Source organism: Leptospira koniambonensis (assembly GCF_004769555.1).
Taxonomy (GTDB): Bacteria; Spirochaetota; Leptospiria; order Leptospirales; family Leptospiraceae; genus Leptospira_B; species Leptospira_B koniambonensis.
Genome location: NZ_RQFY01000006.1, coordinates 300,109 through 323,422 on the forward strand (window position 1 = coordinate 300,109; position 23,314 = coordinate 323,422).

22 protein-coding genes and 1 pseudogene are annotated in these 23,314 nt (G+C 38.3%); 20 read left to right on the plus strand and 3 right to left on the minus strand.

Annotated elements, in window-relative coordinates; translation table 11 throughout:
- Position 1: 1 nt before the first annotated feature.
- The 19 genes and pseudogenes from EHQ52_RS14855 to EHQ52_RS14940 all read left to right on the plus strand — a co-directional run bounded on the left by EHQ52_RS14855 (position 2) and on the right by EHQ52_RS14940 (position 19,581).
- Positions 2-625 (plus strand): toxin-antitoxin system YwqK family antitoxin, encoded by a 624-nt coding sequence (locus EHQ52_RS14855; RefSeq protein ID WP_135615965.1) that lies wholly within the window; start codon positions 2-4, stop codon positions 623-625.
- 506 nt (positions 626-1,131) lie between these two features.
- Entirely contained in the window at positions 1,132-3,582 is a 2,451-nt protein-coding gene (locus EHQ52_RS20195) for a hypothetical protein (RefSeq protein WP_208653513.1), read from the plus strand.
- Positions 3,583-3,640: 58 nt separating this feature from the next.
- Positions 3,641-3,949, plus strand: coding sequence for a hypothetical protein (locus tag EHQ52_RS14865; RefSeq protein WP_135615966.1), 309 nt, complete (start codon positions 3,641-3,643; stop codon positions 3,947-3,949).
- A 467-nt stretch (positions 3,950-4,416) separates the two neighbouring features.
- On the plus strand, positions 4,417-8,073 hold the full coding sequence (locus tag EHQ52_RS20285) for a polymorphic toxin-type HINT domain-containing protein (RefSeq protein WP_244244910.1): 3,657 nt from the start codon (positions 4,417-4,419) through the stop codon (positions 8,071-8,073).
- Positions 8,045-8,437, plus strand: a complete 393-nt coding sequence (locus tag EHQ52_RS14875) for a hypothetical protein (protein ID WP_135615967.1) — start codon at positions 8,045-8,047, stop codon at positions 8,435-8,437. Before EHQ52_RS20285 ends, EHQ52_RS14875 begins: the two co-directional genes overlap by 29 nt.
- Positions 8,438-8,931: 494 nt before the next feature.
- Positions 8,932-11,541: a Tle-like phospholipase domain-containing protein gene (locus EHQ52_RS20200; protein ID WP_135615968.1), complete on the plus strand. Its 2,610-nt coding sequence runs from the start codon at positions 8,932-8,934 to the stop codon at positions 11,539-11,541.
- Positions 11,542-11,555: 14 nt separating this feature from the next.
- Complete coding sequence (locus tag EHQ52_RS14885) at positions 11,556-12,503, plus strand: ankyrin repeat domain-containing protein (RefSeq protein WP_135615969.1); 948 nt, start codon at positions 11,556-11,558, stop codon at positions 12,501-12,503.
- Between the two features lie 7 nt (positions 12,504-12,510).
- The gene (locus tag EHQ52_RS14890; protein WP_135615970.1) at positions 12,511-13,149 is read left to right on the plus strand and encodes a hypothetical protein; all 639 of its coding nucleotides are present in this window, start codon (positions 12,511-12,513) and stop codon (positions 13,147-13,149) included.
- Positions 13,150-14,014: 865 nt separating this feature from the next.
- Entirely contained in the window at positions 14,015-14,227 is a 213-nt protein-coding gene (locus EHQ52_RS14895; RefSeq protein ID WP_135615971.1) for a hypothetical protein, read from the plus strand.
- Positions 14,228-14,285: 58 nt separating this feature from the next.
- Positions 14,286-14,594, plus strand: a complete 309-nt coding sequence (locus EHQ52_RS14900; protein WP_135615972.1) for a hypothetical protein — start codon at positions 14,286-14,288, stop codon at positions 14,592-14,594.
- 305 nt (positions 14,595-14,899) lie between these two features.
- Positions 14,900-15,184 (plus strand): hypothetical protein, encoded by a 285-nt coding sequence (locus tag EHQ52_RS14905; RefSeq protein WP_135615973.1) that lies wholly within the window; start codon positions 14,900-14,902, stop codon positions 15,182-15,184.
- Positions 15,181-15,930, plus strand: coding sequence for a hypothetical protein (locus EHQ52_RS14910; RefSeq protein ID WP_135615974.1), 750 nt, complete (start codon positions 15,181-15,183; stop codon positions 15,928-15,930). The genes EHQ52_RS14905 and EHQ52_RS14910 overlap by 4 nt, the downstream gene beginning before the upstream one ends.
- A 321-nt stretch (positions 15,931-16,251) precedes the next feature.
- Positions 16,252-16,713, plus strand: coding sequence for a hypothetical protein (locus EHQ52_RS14915; RefSeq protein WP_135615975.1), 462 nt, complete (start codon positions 16,252-16,254; stop codon positions 16,711-16,713).
- Positions 16,714-16,866: 153 nt separating this feature from the next.
- Positions 16,867-17,124: a hypothetical protein gene (locus EHQ52_RS14920; protein ID WP_135615976.1), complete on the plus strand. Its 258-nt coding sequence runs from the start codon at positions 16,867-16,869 to the stop codon at positions 17,122-17,124.
- A 65-nt stretch (positions 17,125-17,189) separates the two neighbouring features.
- On the plus strand, positions 17,190-17,579 hold the full coding sequence (locus EHQ52_RS14925; protein ID WP_135615977.1) for a PEGA domain-containing protein: 390 nt from the start codon (positions 17,190-17,192) through the stop codon (positions 17,577-17,579).
- On the plus strand, positions 17,576-18,112 hold the full coding sequence (locus EHQ52_RS14930; protein ID WP_135615978.1) for a hypothetical protein: 537 nt from the start codon (positions 17,576-17,578) through the stop codon (positions 18,110-18,112). Before EHQ52_RS14925 ends, EHQ52_RS14930 begins: the two co-directional genes overlap by 4 nt.
- A gap of 89 nt (positions 18,113-18,201) precedes the next feature.
- Positions 18,202-18,642 (plus strand): hypothetical protein, encoded by a 441-nt coding sequence (locus EHQ52_RS14935; RefSeq protein WP_135615979.1) that lies wholly within the window; start codon positions 18,202-18,204, stop codon positions 18,640-18,642.
- Between the two features lie 75 nt (positions 18,643-18,717).
- Positions 18,718-18,941: pseudogene (locus tag EHQ52_RS20290) on the plus strand (DDE-type integrase/transposase/recombinase); the annotation flags it as partial.
- A 13-nt stretch (positions 18,942-18,954) separates the two neighbouring features.
- Positions 18,955-19,581: a hypothetical protein gene (locus tag EHQ52_RS14940; RefSeq protein WP_135615980.1), complete on the plus strand. Its 627-nt coding sequence runs from the start codon at positions 18,955-18,957 to the stop codon at positions 19,579-19,581.
- A 34-nt stretch (positions 19,582-19,615) separates the two neighbouring features.
- Here the strand turns inward: EHQ52_RS14940 and EHQ52_RS20105 are convergent, their stop codons facing one another.
- Positions 19,616-19,756, minus strand: coding sequence for a hypothetical protein (locus tag EHQ52_RS20105; protein ID WP_167492218.1), 141 nt, complete (start codon positions 19,754-19,756; stop codon positions 19,616-19,618).
- Between the two features lie 75 nt (positions 19,757-19,831).
- Here EHQ52_RS20105 and EHQ52_RS14945 point away from each other — a divergent pair, with 75 nt between their 5' ends.
- Positions 19,832-21,094 carry a circularly permuted ATPgrasp domain protein gene (locus tag EHQ52_RS14945; RefSeq protein ID WP_135615981.1) on the plus strand — a complete coding sequence of 421 codons (1,263 nt, stop codon included), beginning with the start codon at positions 19,832-19,834 and terminating at the stop codon, positions 21,092-21,094.
- Here the strand turns inward: EHQ52_RS14945 and EHQ52_RS14950 are convergent.
- Positions 21,077-21,883: a sterol desaturase family protein gene (locus tag EHQ52_RS14950; protein WP_135615982.1), complete on the minus strand. Its 807-nt coding sequence runs from the start codon at positions 21,881-21,883 to the stop codon at positions 21,077-21,079. The genes EHQ52_RS14945 and EHQ52_RS14950 overlap by 18 nt on opposite strands.
- 106 nt (positions 21,884-21,989) lie before the next feature.
- Positions 21,990-23,087: a helix-turn-helix domain-containing protein gene (locus EHQ52_RS14955; RefSeq protein ID WP_244244911.1), complete on the minus strand. Its 1,098-nt coding sequence runs from the start codon at positions 23,085-23,087 to the stop codon at positions 21,990-21,992.
- Between the last annotated feature and the right edge of the window lie 227 nt (positions 23,088-23,314).

A 23,314-nucleotide genomic window follows, 5' to 3' on the forward strand; every position in this document is an offset into this window, starting at 1 on the left:
AATGAAGACTAAATTATTCATCCTTTTAACCCTGTGTTATTTTATTTTCGTATTTTCTCTTTGGACACAAGAGCCTCCGGGAGAAAATAATTATTACTCAACTTATAGCCATACGCAAAAAGATATATCTGGTGGAGTGGAAACAATTCGATATAGGGACGGGGAATTTTATGCCCGCTCTATCTTTTATTTCAAGAACAACGAACGATTGGAAGGATTGCCTCCATTAAGTCGTCCTGTGAATGTACCGGAAGTTGCAAAATTTAATTATGTTTTTTCGAAATGGGAAGATATATCCATAAAAGATGGAAAACGTTTGTTATATTATGGGACCTCTGGGAAGAAAGCAGGATACATAGAAGTAGAGGCAAATGTTTATGAAGGAGAAATGCAATTATTTTGGCCCAATGGTAAAATGAAGAAGAAAGTTCATTATCAAAATGGAAAGGAAAATGGTTTAATCTATTTTTATAATAGAAGAGGCGAATTGCTAGAATCTTATACGATGCGAGATGGAGTTGCGGATGGAGAATTTTGTGAATATGATAAAAGCGGTAAAATTATAAAAAAGAAAAATGAGAAAATTGATCGGGATTTCATTGAAAAGTATGGATTTCTTGGATAGAACGGTGTCCTATTCCCAAAACTGACGTATGTTATGTTGAGCCTCGCCAAAACTAAAATAGCATACTTTTTGTTTTAATATAACAGATATATGTTCAAGGATTTCGTAAAATTGAGGGGGTTACAATAAGAAATAGGGCGCGGAAAACGAGAATTAAGTGATATTCAATGTTGGAAGCTTTGTCCTTACCCTTTGCGATCTTGGCGGCTTTGCGTGAGAAAAACATCAAAGGTAGTTTTTTCGTAAAGGGAAGAACAGTGAAATACTAAAGCGACAGGGATCGCAGCGAAAATCCGGCGATGCACCATCTTAATATCATAAAGTAGTAAATAACAAAAGAGTAATGGTGCTTCGCTGATTGTAGCGTAGAGCCCGGTCCTGCGAAGCAGGAGTCGCCCCCAAAACAATTACCTAAAGTAAAAGACAGCGATGGAAAAGAGTGGGATTTAAGTAATTTCAATGCACTTGCAGCAGATGGAGGCCCTTCCACCGCAGAACTCCAACAAATGGTTAAGCTTGCAATCAGCGTGATGGACAAGGACTTCAAGAAGACTTACGATCCAGTCAACCAGGAGAACAGAGAAGAGAAGATCGCAGCCTTAGATCCGATGGCCATGGCCAAAGTGATGCAAGCGGCACAGGGATCGTTAAGAAGCTTACTTAGTGATCCGAAATACATGATGGCAAGCGCTTCCGATAAGAAGCTCATGGAACAGAGTGCCATGTCATCCGGCTACTTAGTAGGTCCAACCGAAGGAGGCGTCTTCGGAGACTGGCACTTTAACCAATTCTATACTCCTCTTAAGTTAAAAGAGAAATACGATGAAATGCAGCAGAAGGGCGAGTCCATGAAAGGGGATGGCTTTGCCAATGCAGCAGGAACACTAACAAGTGTAGCGACCTTGGGTATGATCAGCCCAAGCCAAGCGAGTATGTTCATCCATGAGAACCAGGATACAATTAACGCAGTAGCCGCAGTTGCAGCAGTCTTGACAGGCCCAGCAGGAATGATTGCGTTTGCCGCTTATAAATCGGTACAAGGAGCTTATGATGGTGGAGTATTAGGAGCGTTAGCCGGAGCTGCAAACATAGGAAATGCGTACATACAAGGGATGAGTGGCGGATCGCTCTCTTACGAGATGTCTTACAGTTATAAAGAAGGCTTTGGCGTAAGTGTAGGTGGCGGATATAGGATAGCGGATGGACTTGCGATTGGTGGAAGTTTAAGCTACAACGCAGACTCAGGATCTATAAATGGAAGCGTAGGATTACAAAATAGATTTGACGCAAGTGGAAGATTTACAGGGAACCTAGGAGTAAATTTCGACAATACAGGATTCACAGGAGTTAGTGCAGGTGTAGGGATAGGTCTAGGAAACCAAGACAAAAACGGTAATTTTGCAGGATCTTTGAACTTAGGCTTAAGCTATGATCGGAATGATGGATTTGGACAGTCAGCAGGAATCTCAGAGAATACAAACAAATTTGCACCACAATCCAGCTTTGATTACAATCATACCGCTTGGGGTGGTAATACTTACAGCGTGACAACCCCGTCCGTAGCAGGAATAACCGGAACGTATTCGTATAACGATATAACGCAAGGATATACTGCTTCTCTCAGTGCCAATTCAGCGACAGCATTGACTTATGATTCAATCAGCGGAGATGCAGTTTATAATAAGGGCTTCTTCGGAGATGTTGGTAAAGCACAAGGTTTAGCACTTGGAGCTATGACGAAAGATCAGTATGATAAATATGTAAATGATCAGACAGAAGTAAGAACACGATCACAAGGGCTGTGGGATAAGACTACAGGTTTCTTTGGTGATGCTTGGGATGGAATGACTGGTGGGAATTATCGTTTAGTAAATCAATCAGAGATCTCAAATATTGGTATTGGAACATTAGGCTCCTTAATAAATAGTTTCGGAGGTTTATTCGGGGATGGAGGAATGGAAGGAAAATCGACAGGGGGGTTATCATTACCGAAAACCGTAAATGGATCAACAGGAGTAGAGGTCCGGGGCGGAGGAGATGGAGATTCGGATGCAGGTAAAACGAAAGATAAATTTACCGATAAGAAGCAAATACACCAAGATATTGAAAATAAGCTAGACATTCGCAACCATGTAACGGATGTAGTGACAGGAGGGTTACTGGATGGTTTAATCGGAGTCGCTAAAGAGACAGGCAAAATCCTATATTCCGGAATGAAAGGAGCGTTATCTTATATAGGTATAGCGCTTGAAGTAGGTGCTAATGCTTATGAATTTCAGAAAAAGATGAAAGAAATAGTTGAAACTTATGATACGGGAGATGCGATAAAATTAGTAAATGATCTCTTGGAAAGGGAAATACAGAAAGCAAAACGAGAGTTTCAAGATGTAGGTGGAGCATTGAATCATTTGATAGACAAGAGAAAGCAATTCTTGGATACTATGGAAGGCAAAACAACTTATATTACGAATCCAGCGGCAGATTTAGCTGATTCGAGTATAAATCAAAAATATAGAGATCACAATAAGGAGGTAGTTTATCAGAGAGCCGAACTCGCTTCTGATATTTTGGAAAGGAATGCTTTAAAATCGGCTTATCATGAAAAGACGGCACTGATGTACGAGGCTATCTCGTTTGGAGAGAAAGGTAACTATTCCTCTATGCTCCATACGGCTGAGAAAGCATTAATGTATCGCGGTCATGCCAGCGGATTTTCAGAATTAGAAAGTATAAAACATTTCCAAACCGTAAAAGTAGTGGGTAGCTTTGGCTACCAAACCTTGAGTGAATCGGCTTCTCCCGTTATTACAATTAATCCTACATTGGCGGGAACCCAAAAAGCATATTTAGAATATATGAAAACCAGGGAAGAAAATATTAAAAATTCTCAAAGACAAAATTGTCAGGATCGAAGCTATAATGGAGGCTACTATGTTGTTCCGGTCTGTTATAATTAATAGTATAGTTTTGGTGGCTTTGACTTGCTGCCAAATTAGCAAGAAGGAATATTTCAGATTGCCTGAAGAAAGAAAAAAATACCTTGAAAAAGTCAGTTTTGATCAAGCTATCTTCATTAAGGATGCAAAAGTCTTTCATCAAGAATTTAGAACAAACGACGCGGTTTATTCGGTAATGTGGGAAAATAAAAATATGATATTGGCTGAATCTTTTTCATATAAAGATGAAAGAGAGACTTTTACTTATCAGGATAAGCTGTTGTCGATGAAAGCAAAATCGAAAAAATTCTCCTTTGATCCTTACTATAAAATAGATATACCCGAAGGACCGCAAAATGAGGATTCTATTTACTATTTTATAAAGTAGGTTGAGCCTCGCCAAAACTAAAATAGCATACGTTTTGTTTTAATATAACAGATATATGTTCAAGGATTTCGTAAAATTGAGGGGCTATAATAAGAAATAGGGCGCGGAAAATGTGAGTTAGGTGATGTCCAATGTTGGGAGCTTTGTCCTTTCCCTTTGCGATCTTAGCGTCTTTGTGTGAGAAAATGAATGAGGCTTCAGTTTTACATGGGGGTTTGGGATAAAAGAAAGATATTTCTTTTAGAACCCGCGAAGGATCGCAGCGGAAATCCGGCGATGCACCATGTTAATATCATAAAGTAATAAATAAAAAAAGAATAATGGTGCTTCGCTGATTGTAGCGTAGAGCCTGACCCGAAGGGGCGCGGCCAAAGGACTCCTTTAACCAAGGTTGGGATAGTTGGAGAACAGAGTTCAAGAAAAAAGCCGCTGAAGGAGAAAAAGCTCACGTAGATCAAATTGCCACAATGATCTCAGAAAAAGCAGCTTGGGAAAAAGACTTTATCTCTACATATAAAGATCAAAGCGATACTGATAAGCTTGCAGAAGCATACAAACAAATCCAAAGTTTGATCGAAAGTTATAAAAAAGATCTACCAACAGAAGTCGGGGTAGAGCTGAACGCAAACGCGATCTTGAATAAAGTTTTAGCGGGTGCTCCAAGTAAATTTGATGATAACCTAATCAATCAAGGAGCATACCAAGACGTACAATTCTTCATCGACCAAGTCAAAACTCAAAAACTGGACGATTCCAATCTGAAACAGTTCCAAGACATGAGTAAAGAGATGGAAGAAAGGTCACAGAAGCTTGTAGTATTACAATCTTTGGACAGCCTCTATAATATTCCAAAAACCTATGAAGAAACAATAGGCGCAGCAAATAAGGATCTTGGAAAACAGTTAACTCAAAAAGTAATGAGAGATGGATTTGTTCCTGTAGGAGATCTATTGATCCGACAAACAGTTGGGGCAGATGGACAACCTCAACAACAGATCCTTCCAAACTATACAATCTACGGATATGAAGGTCCAAAACAATTACCAAAAGTAAAAGATAGCGACGGTAAAGAGTGGGATTTAAGTAATTTCAATGCACTCGCAGCAGATGGAGGACCATCAACAGCAGAACTCCAACAAATGGTTAAGCTCGCAATTAGCGTACTGGATAAGGACTTCAAGAAGACTTACGATCCAGTAAACCAAGAAAACAGAGAGGAGAAGATAGCAGCACTTGATCCAGTAGCAATGGCAAAAGTGATGCAGGCATCCCAAGGAGCATTGCGAAGCCTACTAAGTGATCCTCAATACATGGCTGCGAGTGCATCAGATAAAAAGTATATGGAACAAAATGCCATGAGTTCCGGGTATTTGGTTGGACCAACCGAAGGAGGCGTCTTCGGAGACTGGCACTTTAACCAATTCTATACTTCTCTAAAATTAAAAGAGAAATACGACTCTTTAGAAGCAAAAGGAAAAGAACTAAACAGCGACGGCTTTTCAAATGCAGTAGGATCAGCGGTTCAGCTTTATACACAGGGAGCTATATATGGTTTAGGAGCAATGGCAGCCTTAGCCACAGGACCTTGGGCAATTTACTTGGCTCCTAAGATTATGGAAGTAACGCAAAATGCTGTAGACCAGACGAAAAATATCAAATCCGACACTGCTAATTTCATGCACGAAAATAAGGATACAATAGATGCAGCGGCAGCGATTGCAGCAGTAGTGACTGGGCCTGTGGGAATGGTAGCATTTGCAGCATATAAAGCAACACAGGGTGCATTCGAAGGCGGTGCACTTGGATTTGTAGCCGGAGCGGCTAACATAGGTAATGCTTACTTACAAGGGATGACTGGCGGATCATTATCGTATGAAATGTCTTATAGTTATAAGGATGGATTCGGAGTAAGTGTAGGTGGTGGATATAGGATAGCGGATGGACTTGCGATCGGCGGAAGTTTAAGCTACAACGCAAACTCAGGATCTATAAACGGAAGCGTGGGGTTACAAAATAGATTTGATGCAAGTGGAAGATTTACAGGGAACCTAGGAGTAAATTTCGACAATACAGGATTTACAGGAGTTAGTGCAGGCGTAGGGATAGGTCTCGGAAACCAAGACAAAAACGGTAATTTTGCAGGATCTTTGAACTTAGGCTTAAGTTATGATCGGAATGATGGATTTGGACAGTCAGCAGGAATCTCAGAGAATACAAACAAATTTGCACCACAATCCAGCTTTGATTACAATCATACGGCTTGGGGTGGTAATACTTACAGTGTGACAACCCCATCCGTAGCAGGAATAACCGGAACGTATTCGTATAACGATGTAACGCAAGGATATACTGCTTCTCTCAGTGCCAATTCAGCGACAGCATTGACTTATGATTCAATTAGCGGAGATGCAGTTTATAACAAAGGCTTCTTCGGAGATATGGGTAAAGCACAAGGTTTAGCACTTGGAGCTATGACGAAAGATCAGTATGATGAATACGTTGATCAGAAAACCAAGAAATCGAAACAATTGGCAGAAGGGAAAGAAAAGTTTGCAGAAGATTGGAAGCAAAGTCATCCAGATGATGTGAATTTGAGTACGGAAGATATTCTGTTGAAGAATGCGGAAGAAATGCGCGCTTTAGGATTGCAACAAGACGGTTCGAGAATAGGACTTTGGGAGAACACTTCTGGTTGGTTGTATGATAAACTATATAGCCAAGGTGGCTCGGATAACTTAGGCTATATAGACAGTGACGGAAAATTCCATGTAAGAGTCTGTTTTGTGGCGGGGACATTAGTTCATATAGCTAACGGAACAAGATCAATTGAAACGATCCAAGTAGGTGATATAGTTTTCACGAAGAGTGATAAAACCGGAGAGCACGGTTACAAACGAGTTATACAAACATTCATTCGCCAGGCGGATACGATTTACAAGGTAGTATTTGTGGATGGAAGTATTCTTGAGACTACTTGGAACCATCCATTTAGAAGATTAAAATCGGATTCCAAAGGACAGAATTTTGGAATCGAGAACTCGGAATGGAGACAAGCCAAGGATCTACAGTCAGGAGATATTACGCTAATTGCAAGCGGAGAGACACTTGAAATCGAATCGATCGAAATAGACAATCGTCAAGAAACAGTTTATAACTTCGAGGTAGAGGACTTCCACACTTACTTTGTAGGCGAAGTTGGTATCTGGGTACATAATGATGATGGTTATGAAAAATATTCGAATAAAAGAACAATTCATGATGAAGTAGAGAGTAAGTTGAATGTAAAAAATCAGATAGCGGATACAGTAACAGGTGGATTGCTAGATGGGGTTTTGGGAACTGCAAAGGAAATAGGTAAGATACTTTATACCGGAGCAAAAGGAATACTAGGGGCCTTCGGGATAATGCTTGAAATGGGTGCTGAAGGTTATGCAATGCAGAAAAAGTTAAAGGAAATAGCTGAGACCTACGACACGAAAGATGCAATTCGTCTCATGGATGATCTTTTAATGCGGGAAGAGAAGAAGGCGAAACGGGAATTTAACGATGTGAACGGCGGTCTTGATATCCTGATTAAAAAGCGGAAAGGCTTTTTGGATTCGATGGAAGGCAAAACGACGTATGATACCACAATCGGAGATGCCGTTGACCCGAGCATAAACCAGAAATATAGAGATCATAATGATGAAGTAGCACTGCATACAAACAAATTGCGGCAGGAAAAAATGGAAAGGGATTCTTTTAACAAATCATATTCTGAAAAGATGTCACTATTAGATCAGGCAAGAGCGTTCGGAGAGGAAGGAAATTACCGGGCTATGCTGAGGACTGCAGAGAAAGCTCTCATGTATCGTGGGCATTCGGATGGTTATGCGGAAATGGAGAGTATTAAGCGTTTCCAAACAATGAAGACTGTCGGAGGTTTTGCTCACCAGACGATTTCAGAGTCTGTGACCAAGGCTCCTAATTACGCGATCAATCCGACATTGCCGAATATTCAGAAGGCATATTCGGATTACATGCAGACTAGAGAGGAAAATATTCAAAATGCGAAAAAGAGCAGATGCCAAGATAGAAGTTACAATGGAGGTTACTATGTCGTTCCGGTATGTTATAGCTATTAATTTACTAATAGCGTTTATAATAGGTTGTCAGGGGGCAAAAGGAGAAACTTTTGAACTCCCTCAAGTTCGAAAGAAATTCATAACGAAAGTTAGTATTGAGAAGGCAGAGTATGATGGTGATACGAAGTCTTATCACCAGCAATTTGATTTTGAAAATTCTAACTATTCGGTAACGTGGTCGGCAACAAGGAAGTTGATTGCCGAATCAGTTACTTATGCTGATTTGAGCGAAGTGTTTACTTACCAGAACGGAAAATTAAGTATGAAGGCTAAAATGAAGAGATATGCTTTCGATCCTTATTATAGAGAAAAGGTAAACCTAAAAGAAGAGACGGAGGATTCTATTTTTTATTATTTAAAATGACTTTGTCCAATTTTAAAATTGGCTGAGCCTCGCCAAAACTAAAATAGTGGAGGCTTTGTTTTAATATAACAGATCATATACTCAAGGATTTCGTAAAATTGAGGGGTAATAATAAGAAATAGGGCGCGGAAAACGAGAATTAGGTGATATTCAATGTTGGGAGCTTTGTCCTTACCCTTTGCGCTCTTAGCGTCTTTGCGCGAGAAAAACATCAAAGATAGTTTTTTCGTAAAGGGAAGAATAGTGAAATACTAAAGCGACAGGGATCGCAGCGAAAATCCGGCGATGCACCATGTTGATAACAGAAGTCACTAAATTAAATAAAATTTATATGGTGCTTCGCTGATTGTAGCGTAGAGCCCGGTCCTGCGAAGCAGGAGTCGCCCCCAAAGCAACTTCCAAAAGTAAAAGATAGCGACGGTAAAGAGTGGGATTTAAGTAATTTTAACGCGCTAGCAGCAGATGGAGGACCATCCACCGCAGAACTCCAACAAATGGTTAAGCTTGCAATTAGCGTACTGGATAAGGACTTCAAGAAGACTTACGATCCAGTAAACCAAGAAAACAGAGAAGAGAAGATAGCAGCACTTGACCCAGTCGCAATGGCAAAAGTAATGCAGGCATCCCAAGGAGCATTGCGAAGCCTACTAAGTGATCCTCAATACATGGCAGCAAGTGCATCAGATAAGAAGTTTATGGAACAAAATGCCATGAGTTCCGGATATTTGGTTGGACCTACAGAAGGAGGCGTCTTCGGAGACTGGCACTTTAATCAATTCTATACTTCTCTAAAATTAAAAGAGAAATACGACTCTTTAGAAGCAAAAGGAAAAGAACTAAATAGCGACGGCTTTTCAAATGCAGTAGGGTCAGCGGTTCAGCTTTATACACAGGGAGCTATATATGGTTTAGGAGCAATGGCAGCCTTAGCCACAGGACCTTGGGCAATTTACTTGGCTCCCAAGATCATGGAAGTAACGCAAAATGCAGTAGACCAGACTAAAAATATCAAATCCGACACTGCTAATTTCATGCACGAAAATAAGGATACAATAGATGCAGCGGCAGCGATTGCAGCAGTAGTGACTGGGCCTGTGGGAATGGTAGCATTTGCAGCATATAAAGCAACGCAAGGTGCATTCGAAGGTGGAGCACTTGGATTTGTAGCCGGAGCGGCTAACATTGGAAATGCGTACATACAAGGGATGACTGGCGGATCATTATCGTATGAAATGTCTTATAGTTATAAGGACGGATTCGGAGTAAGCGTTGGTGGGGGATATGGTGAGAAGGGTCTCGGAATAGGAGGAAGTATATCCTGGAATGCAAACACTAATGCGATCTCAGGCAGCGTAGGACTACAAACAAGAATCGCAGGTAACGATAGAATTACTGGAACATTAGGAATGAATTTCGATAATAGCGGCTTTACCGGAGTGAATGCAGGAATAGGAATAGGGCTCGGAGAAAAAACGGAAGGATCGTATGGCGGATCGCTTAACTTTGGTTTAAGCTATGATAAGAACGGAGGATTTGGACAATCAGCCGGAATCTCTCAAAGTCCAAACCAAAAGATCTCGCAAATGGGAATAGACTATAGCCACACAGCCTTTGGAGGAGATACATGGACAGCGAGCACACCAGCATATATGGGGGTCAACGCAAGTTATTCTTATAATAATTTAACACAAGGGTATACAGGAACTGTAAATGCGAATGGAGCAACAGCTTTAACATACGATTCAATTAGTGGAACATCTACTTATAACAATAACTTCTTTGGAGATGTTGGTAAAAACAAAGCAATGTCTATCGGCGGTATGACTGATGAGGAGTATAAGAAGTTTGAGAACGATCAGAAAGCGATCCGTGCACAATCACAGGGATTGTGGGAAGGAACACTTGGAATTGTAGGATCCGCTTGGGATGGTCTGAAAACTGCTTGGAATGCAACGGTAGACGGCCTAATTAAAGTTGGCGATGCGATAGGGGATGCCTGGTTTGATAGAAAGGTAACAAATGAAACAACCGCAGAATTAAAAAAATTAGAAGCAGGATTTCAAGATGCGGCCAAAATCACACAGGTCGGACAACAAGCAAAAGAGATCGTAGCTATACTTGCTGATCCTGATAAGAGAGCAGAGTTAGCATTAAAACTAAAAAACATAGCTCTTTCAAATGCTGAAGCAAAAGGTTTAGACGGAATAGGAGAAGGATTAGATGTCCTGTTAAATGATCCGAAAGGGAAATTGGAATTAGCTAAGTTTGTTGCGGCATACAAAGCCGATATAATGTCAGATGGAGCGTATATTAATTTTGATTCGACTGAATTAGGTGAGCAAGAGAAGATTAAAGCTATGAAAGAAGTTCTGAAAACTATCGGGCAGGAAAGGATAGGTAAAGAACAAATGGAAAAAATGGGGATTCCTAAAACTGTAATCGATAGTTTCAATAATGAAAAATCTGGGTTTCATGCGGAATTATTCCGAGATACAAAAACGGGACAATATACTTTGGCTTTTCGGGGAACTGAAATGGATAGCTTATCTGACCTTGGTACTGACGCTGGAAACGCTGCTCGCATAAAAACTTCACAATATGGAGAAGCTGCAAGTTTAGCACAGGCATTATCCAATACATCAATTGGATATAATATAAATTTCACTGGTCATTCATTAGGTGGGGGGCTCGCAACAGTAGCCGCAAGCGTATTGCCTAAATCATCAGCAATAACGTTTAACTCGGCAGGAGTGAGTGAAAGTGTTATTTCGAATCTAGATGGAAGTATAAATGGTCTTGATAAAAGGATTACAGCATACTCCTTACAGGGAGATATATTGACAAATACACAAAGTAGTGCATTGGCAGGTCCAATAAATAGCTATCTAGAAACAATAAACGATGCCTTTGGAACAAACTTTAAATATAATACTTTATTACCGCAATCTATAGGAACTCCTGTGAGTGTGGTACCATACATTGGAAATAATGAAGTAAGTTGGTGGCAACAACAGTCGTTGACAACTCAGGTGCAGTTACACTCAAATAATGTAATGTTAAATAGCTTCTACCAAATGGCGAGGCCGACAAGAAATGCAAGATAAAGGAAATATAGGTAATGATGTTTAATAGAAAATTATTAACAATCACTCTTGGTTTTTTATGCTTTTCGATAATTCAAGTTTCATGCGCTTCTACGAAGCTAAGGTGTGCAGGATGTAATATTAGCGAAGCATATAGTAAGCCATTAGCTCAAAAACTAGTAGTAGCTGTGATTCAAGGCAAGACCGGAAAAGTTGCGGAGCTTGTACAAGAGGGTGCAAATCCTAATTACTTAGAACCGGAAAAGATACCAATGTTAATTTGGGCACTATGCGCAAATAATATTGAAGGGTTTGAAACATTGCTTAAAGTCGGCGCAGATCCAAATCTGTCAGGGACAGGGCATGGATTTGGGAATGGAAAGTTGGGAGGATTGCAAGGGGCGCAGGGTAACGATTTTAGCCAAATTTACGAAGGTTGGTCAGCTATGAGATTTGCATCTCAGGTTAAAGATATTCAATTTTTGAAATTGGCAATCCAATATGGAGGAGATGTAAATGCTCCCAAAGGACAAAGATCGCCGAAAGAACCTCTGATTGCTGCCGCAGAATACGGATTGTTTGAGCATGTAAAACTTTTGGTCTCAGCTGGAGCGAATATAAATATTCATTCCGAAATAGAATCTGCGCCTGAAAGCGCAATTAGTGGAATGGGACGTTTTGATATAGCTATTTGGTTTTTAGAACATGGCTATAATTATAATTTGCAGAGATTGGCAGTGAGAGCGGAAAATCGTGGAGTAAATACGCAACAATCAAATAAAGAAAAATTAATAGATATGTTAATTGCAAAAGGAATCAAATTTCCTGTTACAGAGACATATAGAAATTTGCACAAATATAGAGAAGTGCCGCCTAGTGCCCTTATGGATGTAGTTTATGGGCGAAAAGATTGCCGAGATTTCCCTTTAAAACCTGGGAGATGGAATGATAAAAGTTGCTGGGGTGCACCGATTCCGGATTAAACGGGAAATGAAATTAATAGAAACAATGAAATATTTACTGTTAACTATAATATTTCTTTTTATATCAAATTGCTCTTCTCGGCCCACAATCATAGGGAAGACCGTAGCAAGAGATAGCTTAGCTAAAGATACGTATGCCCTAATAGTTCCAATGGCAAAAAGACAGCTCGAATGTGAGAGAGTTGAGTCAGTGGAAGTTATTACAAGCAACGTATTTTTAAACGGAAAGGCAGCGACTGAAATTTGGCTAGCTAAAGCTTGCGGTAAGTCGCAACCATATACGGTGAGCTATTTTCCGAGCCCAAGGGGTGGAGTTATGTATAACGTATCTCCAATTACAGAACCACCTATGCCGCCTATCTTAGGAAAAACATCTGTAAAAGCAAGATTAGCAACGGATACTTATATGGCGTTGCTGAAAATTGCAAGAGCGCATTTATCATGCGAAGTATTAGAAGTTGAGGTATCGGAGAGCTTACTTAATGGGCAACAGATAACTGAGAAATGGACAGCCATCGGTTGCGGGAAATCACAGATCTATAAAGTTGATTTTTCTCCTTCTTCGAATGGAAGTTATACTTTCAAAATTGAAAGTGAACCTAACAGCATTAATCCATCATCGAACAAAGTGGATCATGAAATATAAGATATTAAACGAATTCGATTACACCTTGATACATGAATTGAGAAATGAAATTAGTTAACGTTAGAGTTAGAAACTTCAAATATTCCTGAGAATTTGTCTACAGAAGGGGTACAGAATTTATTAGAAGATATAATAATGTGAAACATTCTGAGCCTCGCCAAAACTAAAATGGCATACGTTTTATTTTAATATAACAGATATATGTTCAAGGATTTCGTAAAATTGAGGGGGTTATAATAAGAAATAGGGCGCGGGAAACGTGGGTTAGGTGATATTTAATGTTGGGAGCTTTGTCCTTACCCTTTGCGATCTTAGCGTCTTTGCGCGAGAAAAACATCAAAGATAGTTTTTGAGTGAATGAAGAATAGTGAAATACTAAAGCGACAGGGATCGCAGCGAAAATCCGGCGATGCACCATGTTGATAGAATAAATTATGAAATTAAATAAATATAATGGTGCTTCGCTGATTGTAGCGTAGAGCCCGGTCCTGCGAAGCAGGAGTCGCCCCCAAAGCAACTTCCAAAAGTCAAAGACAGCGATGGTAAAGAGTGGGATTTAAGTAATTTTAATGCGCTAGCAGCAGCTGGAGGACCATCCTGAGCCTCGCCAAAACTAAAATAGCATACATTTTGTTTTAATATAACAGATATATGTTCAAGGATTTCGTAAAATTGAGGGGTAATAATAAGAAATAGGGCGCGGAAAACGTGAGTTAGGTGATACTCAATGTTGGGAGCTTTGTCCTTACCCTTTGCAATCTTAGCGTCTTTGCGTGAGAAAAACATAAAAGATAGTTTTTGAGTGAATGAAGAATAGTGAAATACTAAAGCGACAGGGATCGCAGCGGAAATCCGGCGATGCACCATGTTGATATCATTTGGTAGCTTTAGCTACCAAACCTTGAGTGAATCGGCTTCTCCTGTTATTACAATTAATCCTACATTAGCGGGAACCCAAAAAGCATATTTAGAATATATGAAAACCAGGGAAGAAAATATTAAAAATTCTCAGAGACAGAATTGCCAGGATCGAAGCTATAATGGAGGTTACTATGTTGTTCCGGTCTGTTATAATTAATAGTATAGTTTTGGTGGCTTTGGCTTGTTGCCAAATTAGCAAGAAGGAATATTTCAGATTGCCTGAAGAAAGAAAAAAATACCTTGAAAAAGTCAGTTTTGATCAAGCTATCTTCATTAAGGATGCAAAAGTCTTTCATCAAGAATTTAGAACAAACGACGCGGTTTATTCGGTAATGTGGGAAAATAAAAATATGATGTTGGCTGAATCTTTTTCATATAAAGATGAAAGAGAGACTTTTACTTATCAGGATAAGCTGTTGTCGATGAAAGCAAAATCGAAAAAATTCTCCTTTGGTCCTTACTATAAAATAGATATACCCGAAGGACCGCAAAATGAGGATTCTATTTACTATTTTATAAAGTAGGTTGAGCTTCGCCAAAACTAAAATAGCATACATTTTGCTTTAATATAACGGATAATATGCTCAAGGATTTCGTAAAATTGAGGGGTTATAATAAGAAATAGGGCGCGGAAAACGAGAATTAAGCGATTTTTTTGTAAGAATATGTGTGATATAGCCCGCGCAAAACGGGAGTAGAAACAAGTTCTACGTAACTGTCAGGCGGCCTCGCAAGGTTTTCAGAAGGAACAGGAGTATCCTTTGCTAAAGCCAAATGAGTTCTATTGTGATTATAGAAATATATGAATTCATCCTAAAAGGATGGGGCAATGGCAGCTGGTCAGGCGATAACAGACAACTACGTTTATTCGGAACAAAAAGAGCTGCGTATGAGTGAATTTGATAAACTGGCCGCTAACACCGCGAAAAATCCATCGAAAGATATTTTCAGTGAGATTGAAAAGCTAAATAGACTCAAATCGCAGGACTATTTAGCTGTAGATCCATACGGAAATATCGTGACCAAAAAAGGATCACCACTAAATCAATACGAAAAGAATTACATTCTTCAAATGTATTGGATAGAAAACAAAAGAATGGAGTTATTTAGATGAATAGAACCTATTATTTTTTATTCTACTTTTTACTAATAGGTTGTGATAGCTATACGGTTAAGGTAGCAACTAACGAATCAACAATCCATCAATATTATGGCAACATATTCGGAAAATCCAAAACAAAAGAATTAGGTCATATTTACCCTGGATTTCCAATACTCGTTCGATCCGAAAAACTTCCAGAGGGAAATGATGTCGATCGCCTTTTCGGAGATATGTTCGGCTACCAAGTATTTGCTTTTGCAACTGATCTACGATCATATGAACCTGAAATGCAATTTTATTATCTGTCGTATAGTAGCGATATAAAGCGGGAGCATCCCGTTTATTTTTTCCCGTTGAAGATGATTTTCTTTGATGAAAAGGCTCTATTATATGGCAAAGGACAAATTCGTAAGAAAATTGATGTCAAATACAAGGGAAAGAAAATGAAAGAAATACCGGCGGACGAACGAGAGTATCCATTTGAGCATTACTGGATCTGCAATTATATTTCAACTAAAGATTCTATGACGTTTTCCTCTTGCCTCGCCGGAGATCGACGAAACCAAGAAGCTGCTGATCCAAGAACATCTTTCTATTACCCATTTGTACCTATCGTTGAAGATCTTTCGAAGGACGATGAGTTCTCTATTCAGTGCAATAAAATGATCAATTCAGAAAAGATTGTATGCGATGTTAACGAAAAAGCAATGTATGGCTTGCCTCTATCAAAATCCGAATGGTGGCGAAATTGGCCTTAGCTTTGATTAAGCGGGCTAGGGCATTTTTAGTAGGCCTAAAAGTGCCCTAGCCAAAAACTGTCGCTTGTATAGTATGCATTAGGAAATAGTAAACAAGTATAACGTAATAGACATAGTAAGCAGCGTTATCCCAGAAGTAGGCGTGGTGAAGGCCACCGAGGACTTTGTGTTTAATAAGTTTTGCACCTGGAAATCTGATAGATACGGTTCGACCGCATGGGGAGTCCTTGTTCAGGGCGAGATGCGGCCTCCAGAAATTACAATAATTGATGTAATTGGAAGCAATGATCTGCGCGTGATGTCCAATTCTTTCAAACCCTGTTGGATGAGCCTTCCGAAAAAGAGAAATATATTGTAACTTCCACCCAACCCTTTGCGATTTTAGCGTCTTTGCGTGAGAAAAACATTGAAGATATTAATATTCAATCCGGAAGGGATTCTGCTCCTGCAGGAGCAATTGGTTTAATGGGCCGTTTTGATATAGCTATTTGGCTTTTAGAACACGGCTATACACAAGATCTCCCAGGTTTGGCGAAGACTGCTGAAATTAGAGATGTACATTCCAAATTACAACCATATAAAGAAAAATTAATCGATACGTTAATTGCTAGCGGAATCAAATTTCCGGTAACTGAGACATATAAAGATTTACATAAATACATAGAAGTTCCACCAAGTGCAGTAATGGATCTTGTTTATGGACGAAAAGATTGTAGAGATTTTCCGATAAAACCTGGTAGGTGGAGTGATAAAAGTTGTCGGGGTGCGCCAATTCCGAATTAAACGAATGGGATAATAAATAAGATCGATGAAATTAATATTTTTACCAATATTATTTTTTGCTATTGCAGGTTGCGCATCACGTCCGCCAATTACCGGTAAGACTGTAGTAAGAGATAGTTTAGCAAAAGATACACCTACGCACTAATTGTGCCAATGGCAACAGATACTTATATGATTTTATTAAAAACCGCAAGAAGTCAATTATCATGTGAAGTCTTAGAAGTCGAGGTATCGGATAGTATAAGTAATGAGCAGCAAGTGACTGAGAAATGGACGGCTATTGGCTGTGGAAAGTCGCGGGCCTATAAAGTTGATTTCTCTCCCTCTTCAACTGGAGGTTATGATTTTAAAATAGAAACAGAATCAAATAATATTAACTCTTCAGCAAACAAAAGTGATCATGAGATTTAATAGATAGAAGAGATATTCTATTCCATTGAAAGACGCAGAATATTTATTTAAAGAGAGGTAACATTATGCGAATTGGAAACATCATTTTAATCTTCTTTTCCCTACTAATGATTTCCTGCGCAACAAATACGTTTCGCAGGTTGGAAGGTAAACAAGGCATCTTTATAGGCTCAAAGATTCCTGCTAAGATTTATGTGAATGGGGAGCTTAAAGGTAATACTAATAGCATTCTACATTTATCCTACAAAGAACCGCAGAAATTAAGACTGGAAGCGGACGGTTATGAAACCTATGAATCCGAGATCGAGACTTCTTTAAGATTATCATATTGGGTGAATTATTTTTTCTTACCCTTTGCACCAATCGCACTATATATCGATTATAAGAATAATGAAATGTATGGATTTAAAAATCCAGTGCAATACATAGAATTAACTAAAAAGGAAAGAAGATGAAACACTTTATAGTTTCTTTGTTAATATTATTGTTCTTATCTAATTGCGGAACATTGCAATTATCCGAGCCGAAGATAGCAAGCTTTGATGAAAAAGCTTCGGATGTTAAGAATCGCGTACTGATTGTGGAAACGAATGCATCATTGGTGCGTTTAAATGGTCAGAATCCTCCTAAGTTAAACGACAATGAAAAAACGTATAGTTTGTCTGGAATATTTTTCGTAACTCCTGGAGAATACGATGCAGAGTTGGATTTTTTTGATTTCAAAAGAAGACTCGGAGGAGGATTAATGCCTCTCCGAATTCAAGCAAAGAAGGGTGAAGCGATTATACTCTGCCCAGAAATAGAAATGAATATACTTTCTTCGAATAAGTGGCGACCTTTCTATGTGAGGTTGGCCGATTACCATGATCTATTCAAGACTGTGTTTATGAAGGATATAGGTTCAGATCATAATGTTTTAATATTTGATAAATTATGTTCAGAAGTTGCAGCACCATTGAAGGAATACGGGAAGGCTTTGCCAAAGTAAAACTAGAAAGCAACAAACCATTCTGGAATGAATATTGAAAAAGCGAAAAATAAGATTTACATCAAAATAAATTAATCAAAGGAAAAATAATGAGAAAAGAAAATCATCGATCGCAAATAAAGGCGGTCTTAATTGTCTTGGCATTTCTTTCGCAACTAGTTACTTGTAAGAAAGATGGTGGAATGGATAGCGATACCGAAGGATTGCTGATGTATTCTTTACTTCCGTCAAATTATTCAGTGACAGTATACGGAGGCGCACTAAGCTTAACAGCAGGTGAAGAAGTAACGGTGGAAATATTTAGTGGGGCAAATTGTTTATCTGGCAATAAACTTAAAACGCTTGTTTTTATAGTACCGGCGAATGGATTTGCAAACACATTATCCGGAAGTCTCGGATTAAGTGGAGTCTATTCGACGAAAGCATATGAATCAGCAAACACGAGCAATACAACGGCTTGCTCTACGGCTAATATTTATCAAGGACGATCGTTGAGTTGTACGGTGACTGGCGCAATTTTTTGCAGTTAATAATGACAATACGTACTAACCTTTTTGATAGAGAAAAAGTAAGGCTCGAATATTCGGGCTTTGCTTTCTTTTTTCAAAATCGTTCGTATATTTACAACGGATTCAGATCATTCTGAGCGAATTGCTCCAGACTTAGTAAGACGTAATTTCAATGTAGAATCTAAGAATCGAACTTGGGTATCTGATATCACGTAAATAAAGTGTTTTAGGGCTGGCTTTATCTCTGTGTGATCTTAGATTTGTATTCGAGAAAAGTAATAGATTGGTCTCTGAGCAACAAGAATGACTCCGAATTCGTTTTCAAACTTACTGATGAATCATTATAATAAATTTGTTATTATATTTTTTTTGTTTTTCTCTTTATTCTGTTACAAAGAACAAGAAGATAAAGACCACGTTCCAAAATACCCGGTGGAGATGCCTGGAGTTTGGAAAGAAGTAGGGGTGAATGAATTAAGATCTGGTAATACATTCGCATTTTCTAAAAATGGGACCGTCGTTTACATAGTTGACCCAGCAGTTTGTATAAAAAGAGAAAGAGCTATGATTGGTGAATATCTTTGGAGTAAAGCTGGTCTTCATATTTATTTTTATAAATTCCTCCAATTAGAAGGTGGCGATCTCGAAAAAGTTAAAAAGAAATGCGAGTCTGGAAACCCAGATGTAAAGTTTGAAGAGAGGCTCGCTATATTGAATTCAGGTAGTATAAAGTTTATACAGTACGGTGACTTCAAAGAGAAGAAGACGAATTATGATTTTGATGATCTTATTACCTTTAGAAATGGAGGGAACGAATTTTACCGATTTAGCGCATTTCCAGAACATTTTCAAGAGATTGTAGATCATGAAATTAAGGGTGAAAGAAGATTAATTTTGAAAAAAGGAAATGTGCATATTCTGAATAATACAGCAAAAGATATTATATTTAGTCTCGATTAGGGATTTTTAATGTTGAGATGCCAAAAAAAGCATCTCACTTTATCGGATTAGAAGTTTTCCAATATTCTTGATAACTTGCTGGAATACCTATATCTCTAAATTGTTTTATCTTAACTGAATCACCTTCGTAATAAATATCCGCAAATAAATTTCCCTCGCCTGCAAATTGTTCCATGGTTCCTGAATAAGTATTTATTGATCCGATCCTTTTGTATCGGTTAGTGTCTAATGTTGAAAGGCGGATTTTTAGATGGAAACTACCCTGGCGGAAATATTAAACGAAAAATGCTCTTGCTCCACTTTAAACAAAGAGCACTTGCAGGAAGAAATACATAAATTTCCGGTTACTGAAATAAAGACCAAAGGGATCGAACATTTCTATTCCGAAACCCCTTCTTTTATAAATGAAAAGGATAAAGAAGCTATCCAAGAAGTACTTAATTCTATTCGGAATGCATTGAAATTGCCTAATGTTCGAAAGAAGATTCTGGATAATTATGATGGCGATAATACTACAAAGGGCATTACTGGCGGGGTATTTTTAAGTCTGGATTTCCATCAGACAAAAGAAGGCCCTAAATTAATCGAGATCAATACGAATGCCGGTGGGGCCTATTTACAATTAAAACTTTTAGAAGCACAAATCAGATGTTGTAAGGCAGTAGATATTGCAATGCCAAATGTAAAGGCCTTACAAGATTTGGAGGAAAAGTTCTATTCCATATTTATGCAGGAATGGGCATCAAACAATCGAGTAGGTCAACCGAACTTTATTGCTATCGTAGATGAAAATCCTTCCGACCAGTTTTTATACCCTGAGTTTTTGTTGTTTCGGGATTTGTTTAGCTCCAAAGGGATTCACTCAGAAATTTTGGATCCTAGTCAGATCGTCTTAGTCGGTAATGATCTCTTCTTCGAGGGGAATAAGATAGATTTGATCTATAATAGATTGACCGATTTTCATCTTTCGAGCGATCCAAATTTAAAAATCCGTCAATCATGGGAAAACGGACATGTAATAGTAACTCCAAGTCCTATTGATTACGAACTATATGCCCGAAAATCAAATTTGTCTCTTCTGTCTGATCATGATTTTCTAATAAAAGCAGGACTTGATAAAAAAGATTTAGAAATTCTAATGAGTGCAATTCCCAAAACTAAGATGGTGAGCTTAGAAAATGCAGAAGAACTTTGGGAAAACAGAAAACGTATATTTTTTAAACCTAAAGAAGGTTTTGGAAGTAAGGCAGCCTATTACGGAGGAAAACTTACTAAAAGTAAATTTTCCGAGATCATAAATGGAGAATATATAAGCCAAGAGTTTGTGCCTCCTTCGGTTAGGGTCACTTCTATTTCCGGAGAAGAAAGGGAATTGAAAATGGATATTAGGGCTTATATCTATGACGACCAAGTTTTGCTTTTAGCTAGTCGTTTGTACCAAGGTCAGACTACTAATTTCAGGACGCAGGGAGGAGGATTCTCCCCCCTATACTCTTTACCTGAAATTCTGTAGATCTGGTTTTGTAGAAGTTAATTCTGCAAAAGTTTTTTCATATTCCGGATGAACTGTCCCAAATAGATAGTCCCAAACAGTTGTATAAAGTCCGTAATTATAACGGAAACTTTGGTGATGCATATCATGGTTGGTATTTGAGTTCACAAGTTTTAAGATCTTATTTGTACCCATCCAATGCGGAAAAATTTCATAACCACTATGGCCTAAAACATTTCGTATGATCTGAAATGTCATGAAAATCATCAGGGCCAAAGGGTGAACAGGAAATAATAAAGCCACGATTGGCATGATGAGGGAATGAATTAATGCCTCCCAAGGACTGAAAGAATAAGCGGTCCAAGGAGAAGGTGTAACCGAATCATGATGCACCTTATGAAATCTTTTATATAACAAACGAGTATGCATTAATCTATGTGTCCAATAAAAGTAAAAGTCCTGGATCCCTAAGATCAAAATTGTGCTTAGGATCAAATATCCCCAGCCATGATCTTCTATACGTTCGTAAAACTTAAAGTATCCATATTTTCTAAATAAAAATACGATCAGAGTTACTGAAGTATAAACGATCACTGAAGAAACAGAATATAGAAATTCTTTTTTGAACTGAGACGGTTTTGCATTCTTCTCTTGGATCTTTCTAAATTGAAACGGATGTTTCCAAATATAAAAGACCAAAAACGCAATACCTGCGAATAGAAAGTATCTTAAGAAATCTATTAGAAATATGATTGGGATTTGAGGAACCAAATCCATCATATATTGAAATAATTGTTTGTGAAAGTTCATGTTCGATCCTTTGCTCCTAAAGGGCTTTATGGATCATTAGAACATTTTTTCAGATTTGAATCCGATGGATTTCGGACAATTGCTGATCGATTCCGGATTCGATCGGTTATTTTGTTGAACTTCTTTGTTTTCTGAAATCGCTTGGGGTCATTCCTACTATTTCTTTAAATGCTCTATTGAATGGAGCAAGGGACCCGTATCCTAAATCCATTGCGACTCTAAGCACTTGAAAATCATTTTTGTCAGGATTAGAAAGTATAATCTTTGCTTCCTGTATTCTATAATGATTTAGGAATTCGTTGAAGTTTCGGTATCCTAAACCTTTATTGATAAGCCTACGTACCTTCTTCTCTGGAACGTTTAACTGTTTTGCTAAAGCTAAGATGGTCAGGCTTTCTTGCAGAAATATCTTTTGATCTTTTAAGAGAGAATCCAGTTTTTTGGTTAAGCCTTCATCCAAGAGTTCTTCGGCTGTTTCTTCTTTTTGTATTTCTCCGTTTGGAAATACATTCTCTCTAAATTGGAAGATCCTAAATGAGATAAAAAATACCAATACGAATATGAAAGAAGAATTGATCAGATCTAATTGTGAAGAATACCCAGCGTCCTTAGTGATCACTTCCATCAATACGACAGACATGCTATAAAGTCCTGTCACCCATGAGAAAATGACCCTGAATTCTCTTCTAGATTCCAGTAAGTCTATATTTTTATCCTTTAAAACTCTTCCTAAGGTGAGTAGAATTAGTCCAAGGTAGAATACCTGAGGCATACTGAATAAAACTTTGGAAAATACGGAGCCTTGGTTTCGAATATCTGAGGCAAGAAAAACATAAAAACAGAATGTATTTAAAGAAAGGAAGAGTATGCCATGCCAGACTTTCAGTTTGAACCCATCTTCAAATAGGCTGGATACAAATAGATAAAAAAGTACGGAAACTGAAAAGCATCCAGTATGGACAAGTACCAGAACGAATATATTTGTAGAATGATCCAACCAAGGGCAAATAAAATAAGCGATCAAAGAAGAAGTGAATAAACTCCCAAGAATACTTTGAGTGCTGAGTTTTACTCGGATTAGAAAGTTTAAGATTAAAAAGCCTAACTGGGCGATCGTAGCAGCTTTCAAATAATGGATCAGATCTGAAGTTTCAAACATTTTGAATGGATTTGATATTTCTACATCGTTTAGGATCTCTTTCAATCGAAAATTTCAAATGGAAAAGGGCATTTTGAGTGAACAAATCGTCTCATAACTTTTGTAAGGATGGAACTGATGGCTGTATCTAACGCTTCAAATTCGGATTATTTATTTGTGGATGATCCGACACTATCCAAGTTAATCCCACTCTTGGACGTTTGGTCATTTTCATTCCCGGAGTCTGAATTTGCGATATTTGATTGCGATCTAAAATGCATTCATTTTAAATT

What these genes read in the sequence shown, in the direction of transcription:
- EHQ52_RS14925 (WP_135615977.1), top strand. Translation starts at nt 17,190, where the DNA reads ATGCGAATTGGAAACATCATTTTAATCTTCTTTTCCCTACTAATGATT.
- EHQ52_RS14875 (WP_135615967.1), top strand. Translation starts at nt 8,045, where the DNA reads ATGTCGTTCCGGTATGTTATAGCTATTAATTTACTAATAGCGTTTATA.
- EHQ52_RS14895 (WP_135615971.1), top strand. Translation starts at nt 14,015, where the DNA reads ATGTTGATATCATTTGGTAGCTTTAGCTACCAAACCTTGAGTGAATCG.
- EHQ52_RS14940 (WP_135615980.1), top strand. Translation starts at nt 18,955, where the DNA reads ATGAATCATTATAATAAATTTGTTATTATATTTTTTTTGTTTTTCTCT.
- EHQ52_RS14920 (WP_135615976.1), top strand. Translation starts at nt 16,867, where the DNA reads ATGGCAACAGATACTTATATGATTTTATTAAAAACCGCAAGAAGTCAA.
- EHQ52_RS14885 (WP_135615969.1), top strand. Translation starts at nt 11,556, where the DNA reads ATGATGTTTAATAGAAAATTATTAACAATCACTCTTGGTTTTTTATGC.
- EHQ52_RS14930 (WP_135615978.1), top strand. Translation starts at nt 17,576, where the DNA reads ATGAAACACTTTATAGTTTCTTTGTTAATATTATTGTTCTTATCTAAT.
- EHQ52_RS20285 (WP_244244910.1), top strand. Translation starts at nt 4,417, where the DNA reads ATGATCTCAGAAAAAGCAGCTTGGGAAAAAGACTTTATCTCTACATAT.
- EHQ52_RS14855 (WP_135615965.1), top strand. Translation starts at nt 2, where the DNA reads ATGAAGACTAAATTATTCATCCTTTTAACCCTGTGTTATTTTATTTTC.
- EHQ52_RS14950 (WP_135615982.1), bottom strand. Translation starts at nt 21,883, where the DNA reads ATGAACTTTCACAAACAATTATTTCAATATATGATGGATTTGGTTCCT.
- EHQ52_RS14910 (WP_135615974.1), top strand. Translation starts at nt 15,181, where the DNA reads ATGAATAGAACCTATTATTTTTTATTCTACTTTTTACTAATAGGTTGT.
- EHQ52_RS14945 (WP_135615981.1), top strand. Translation starts at nt 19,832, where the DNA reads ATGGAAACTACCCTGGCGGAAATATTAAACGAAAAATGCTCTTGCTCC.
- EHQ52_RS20105 (WP_167492218.1), bottom strand. Translation starts at nt 19,756, where the DNA reads ATGGAACAATTTGCAGGCGAGGGAAATTTATTTGCGGATATTTATTAC.
- EHQ52_RS14935 (WP_135615979.1), top strand. Translation starts at nt 18,202, where the DNA reads ATGAGAAAAGAAAATCATCGATCGCAAATAAAGGCGGTCTTAATTGTC.
- EHQ52_RS14905 (WP_135615973.1), top strand. Translation starts at nt 14,900, where the DNA reads ATGGCAGCTGGTCAGGCGATAACAGACAACTACGTTTATTCGGAACAA.
- EHQ52_RS14890 (WP_135615970.1), top strand. Translation starts at nt 12,511, where the DNA reads ATGAAATTAATAGAAACAATGAAATATTTACTGTTAACTATAATATTT.
- EHQ52_RS20195 (WP_208653513.1), top strand. Translation starts at nt 1,132, where the DNA reads ATGGTTAAGCTTGCAATCAGCGTGATGGACAAGGACTTCAAGAAGACT.
- EHQ52_RS20200 (WP_135615968.1), top strand. Translation starts at nt 8,932, where the DNA reads ATGGTTAAGCTTGCAATTAGCGTACTGGATAAGGACTTCAAGAAGACT.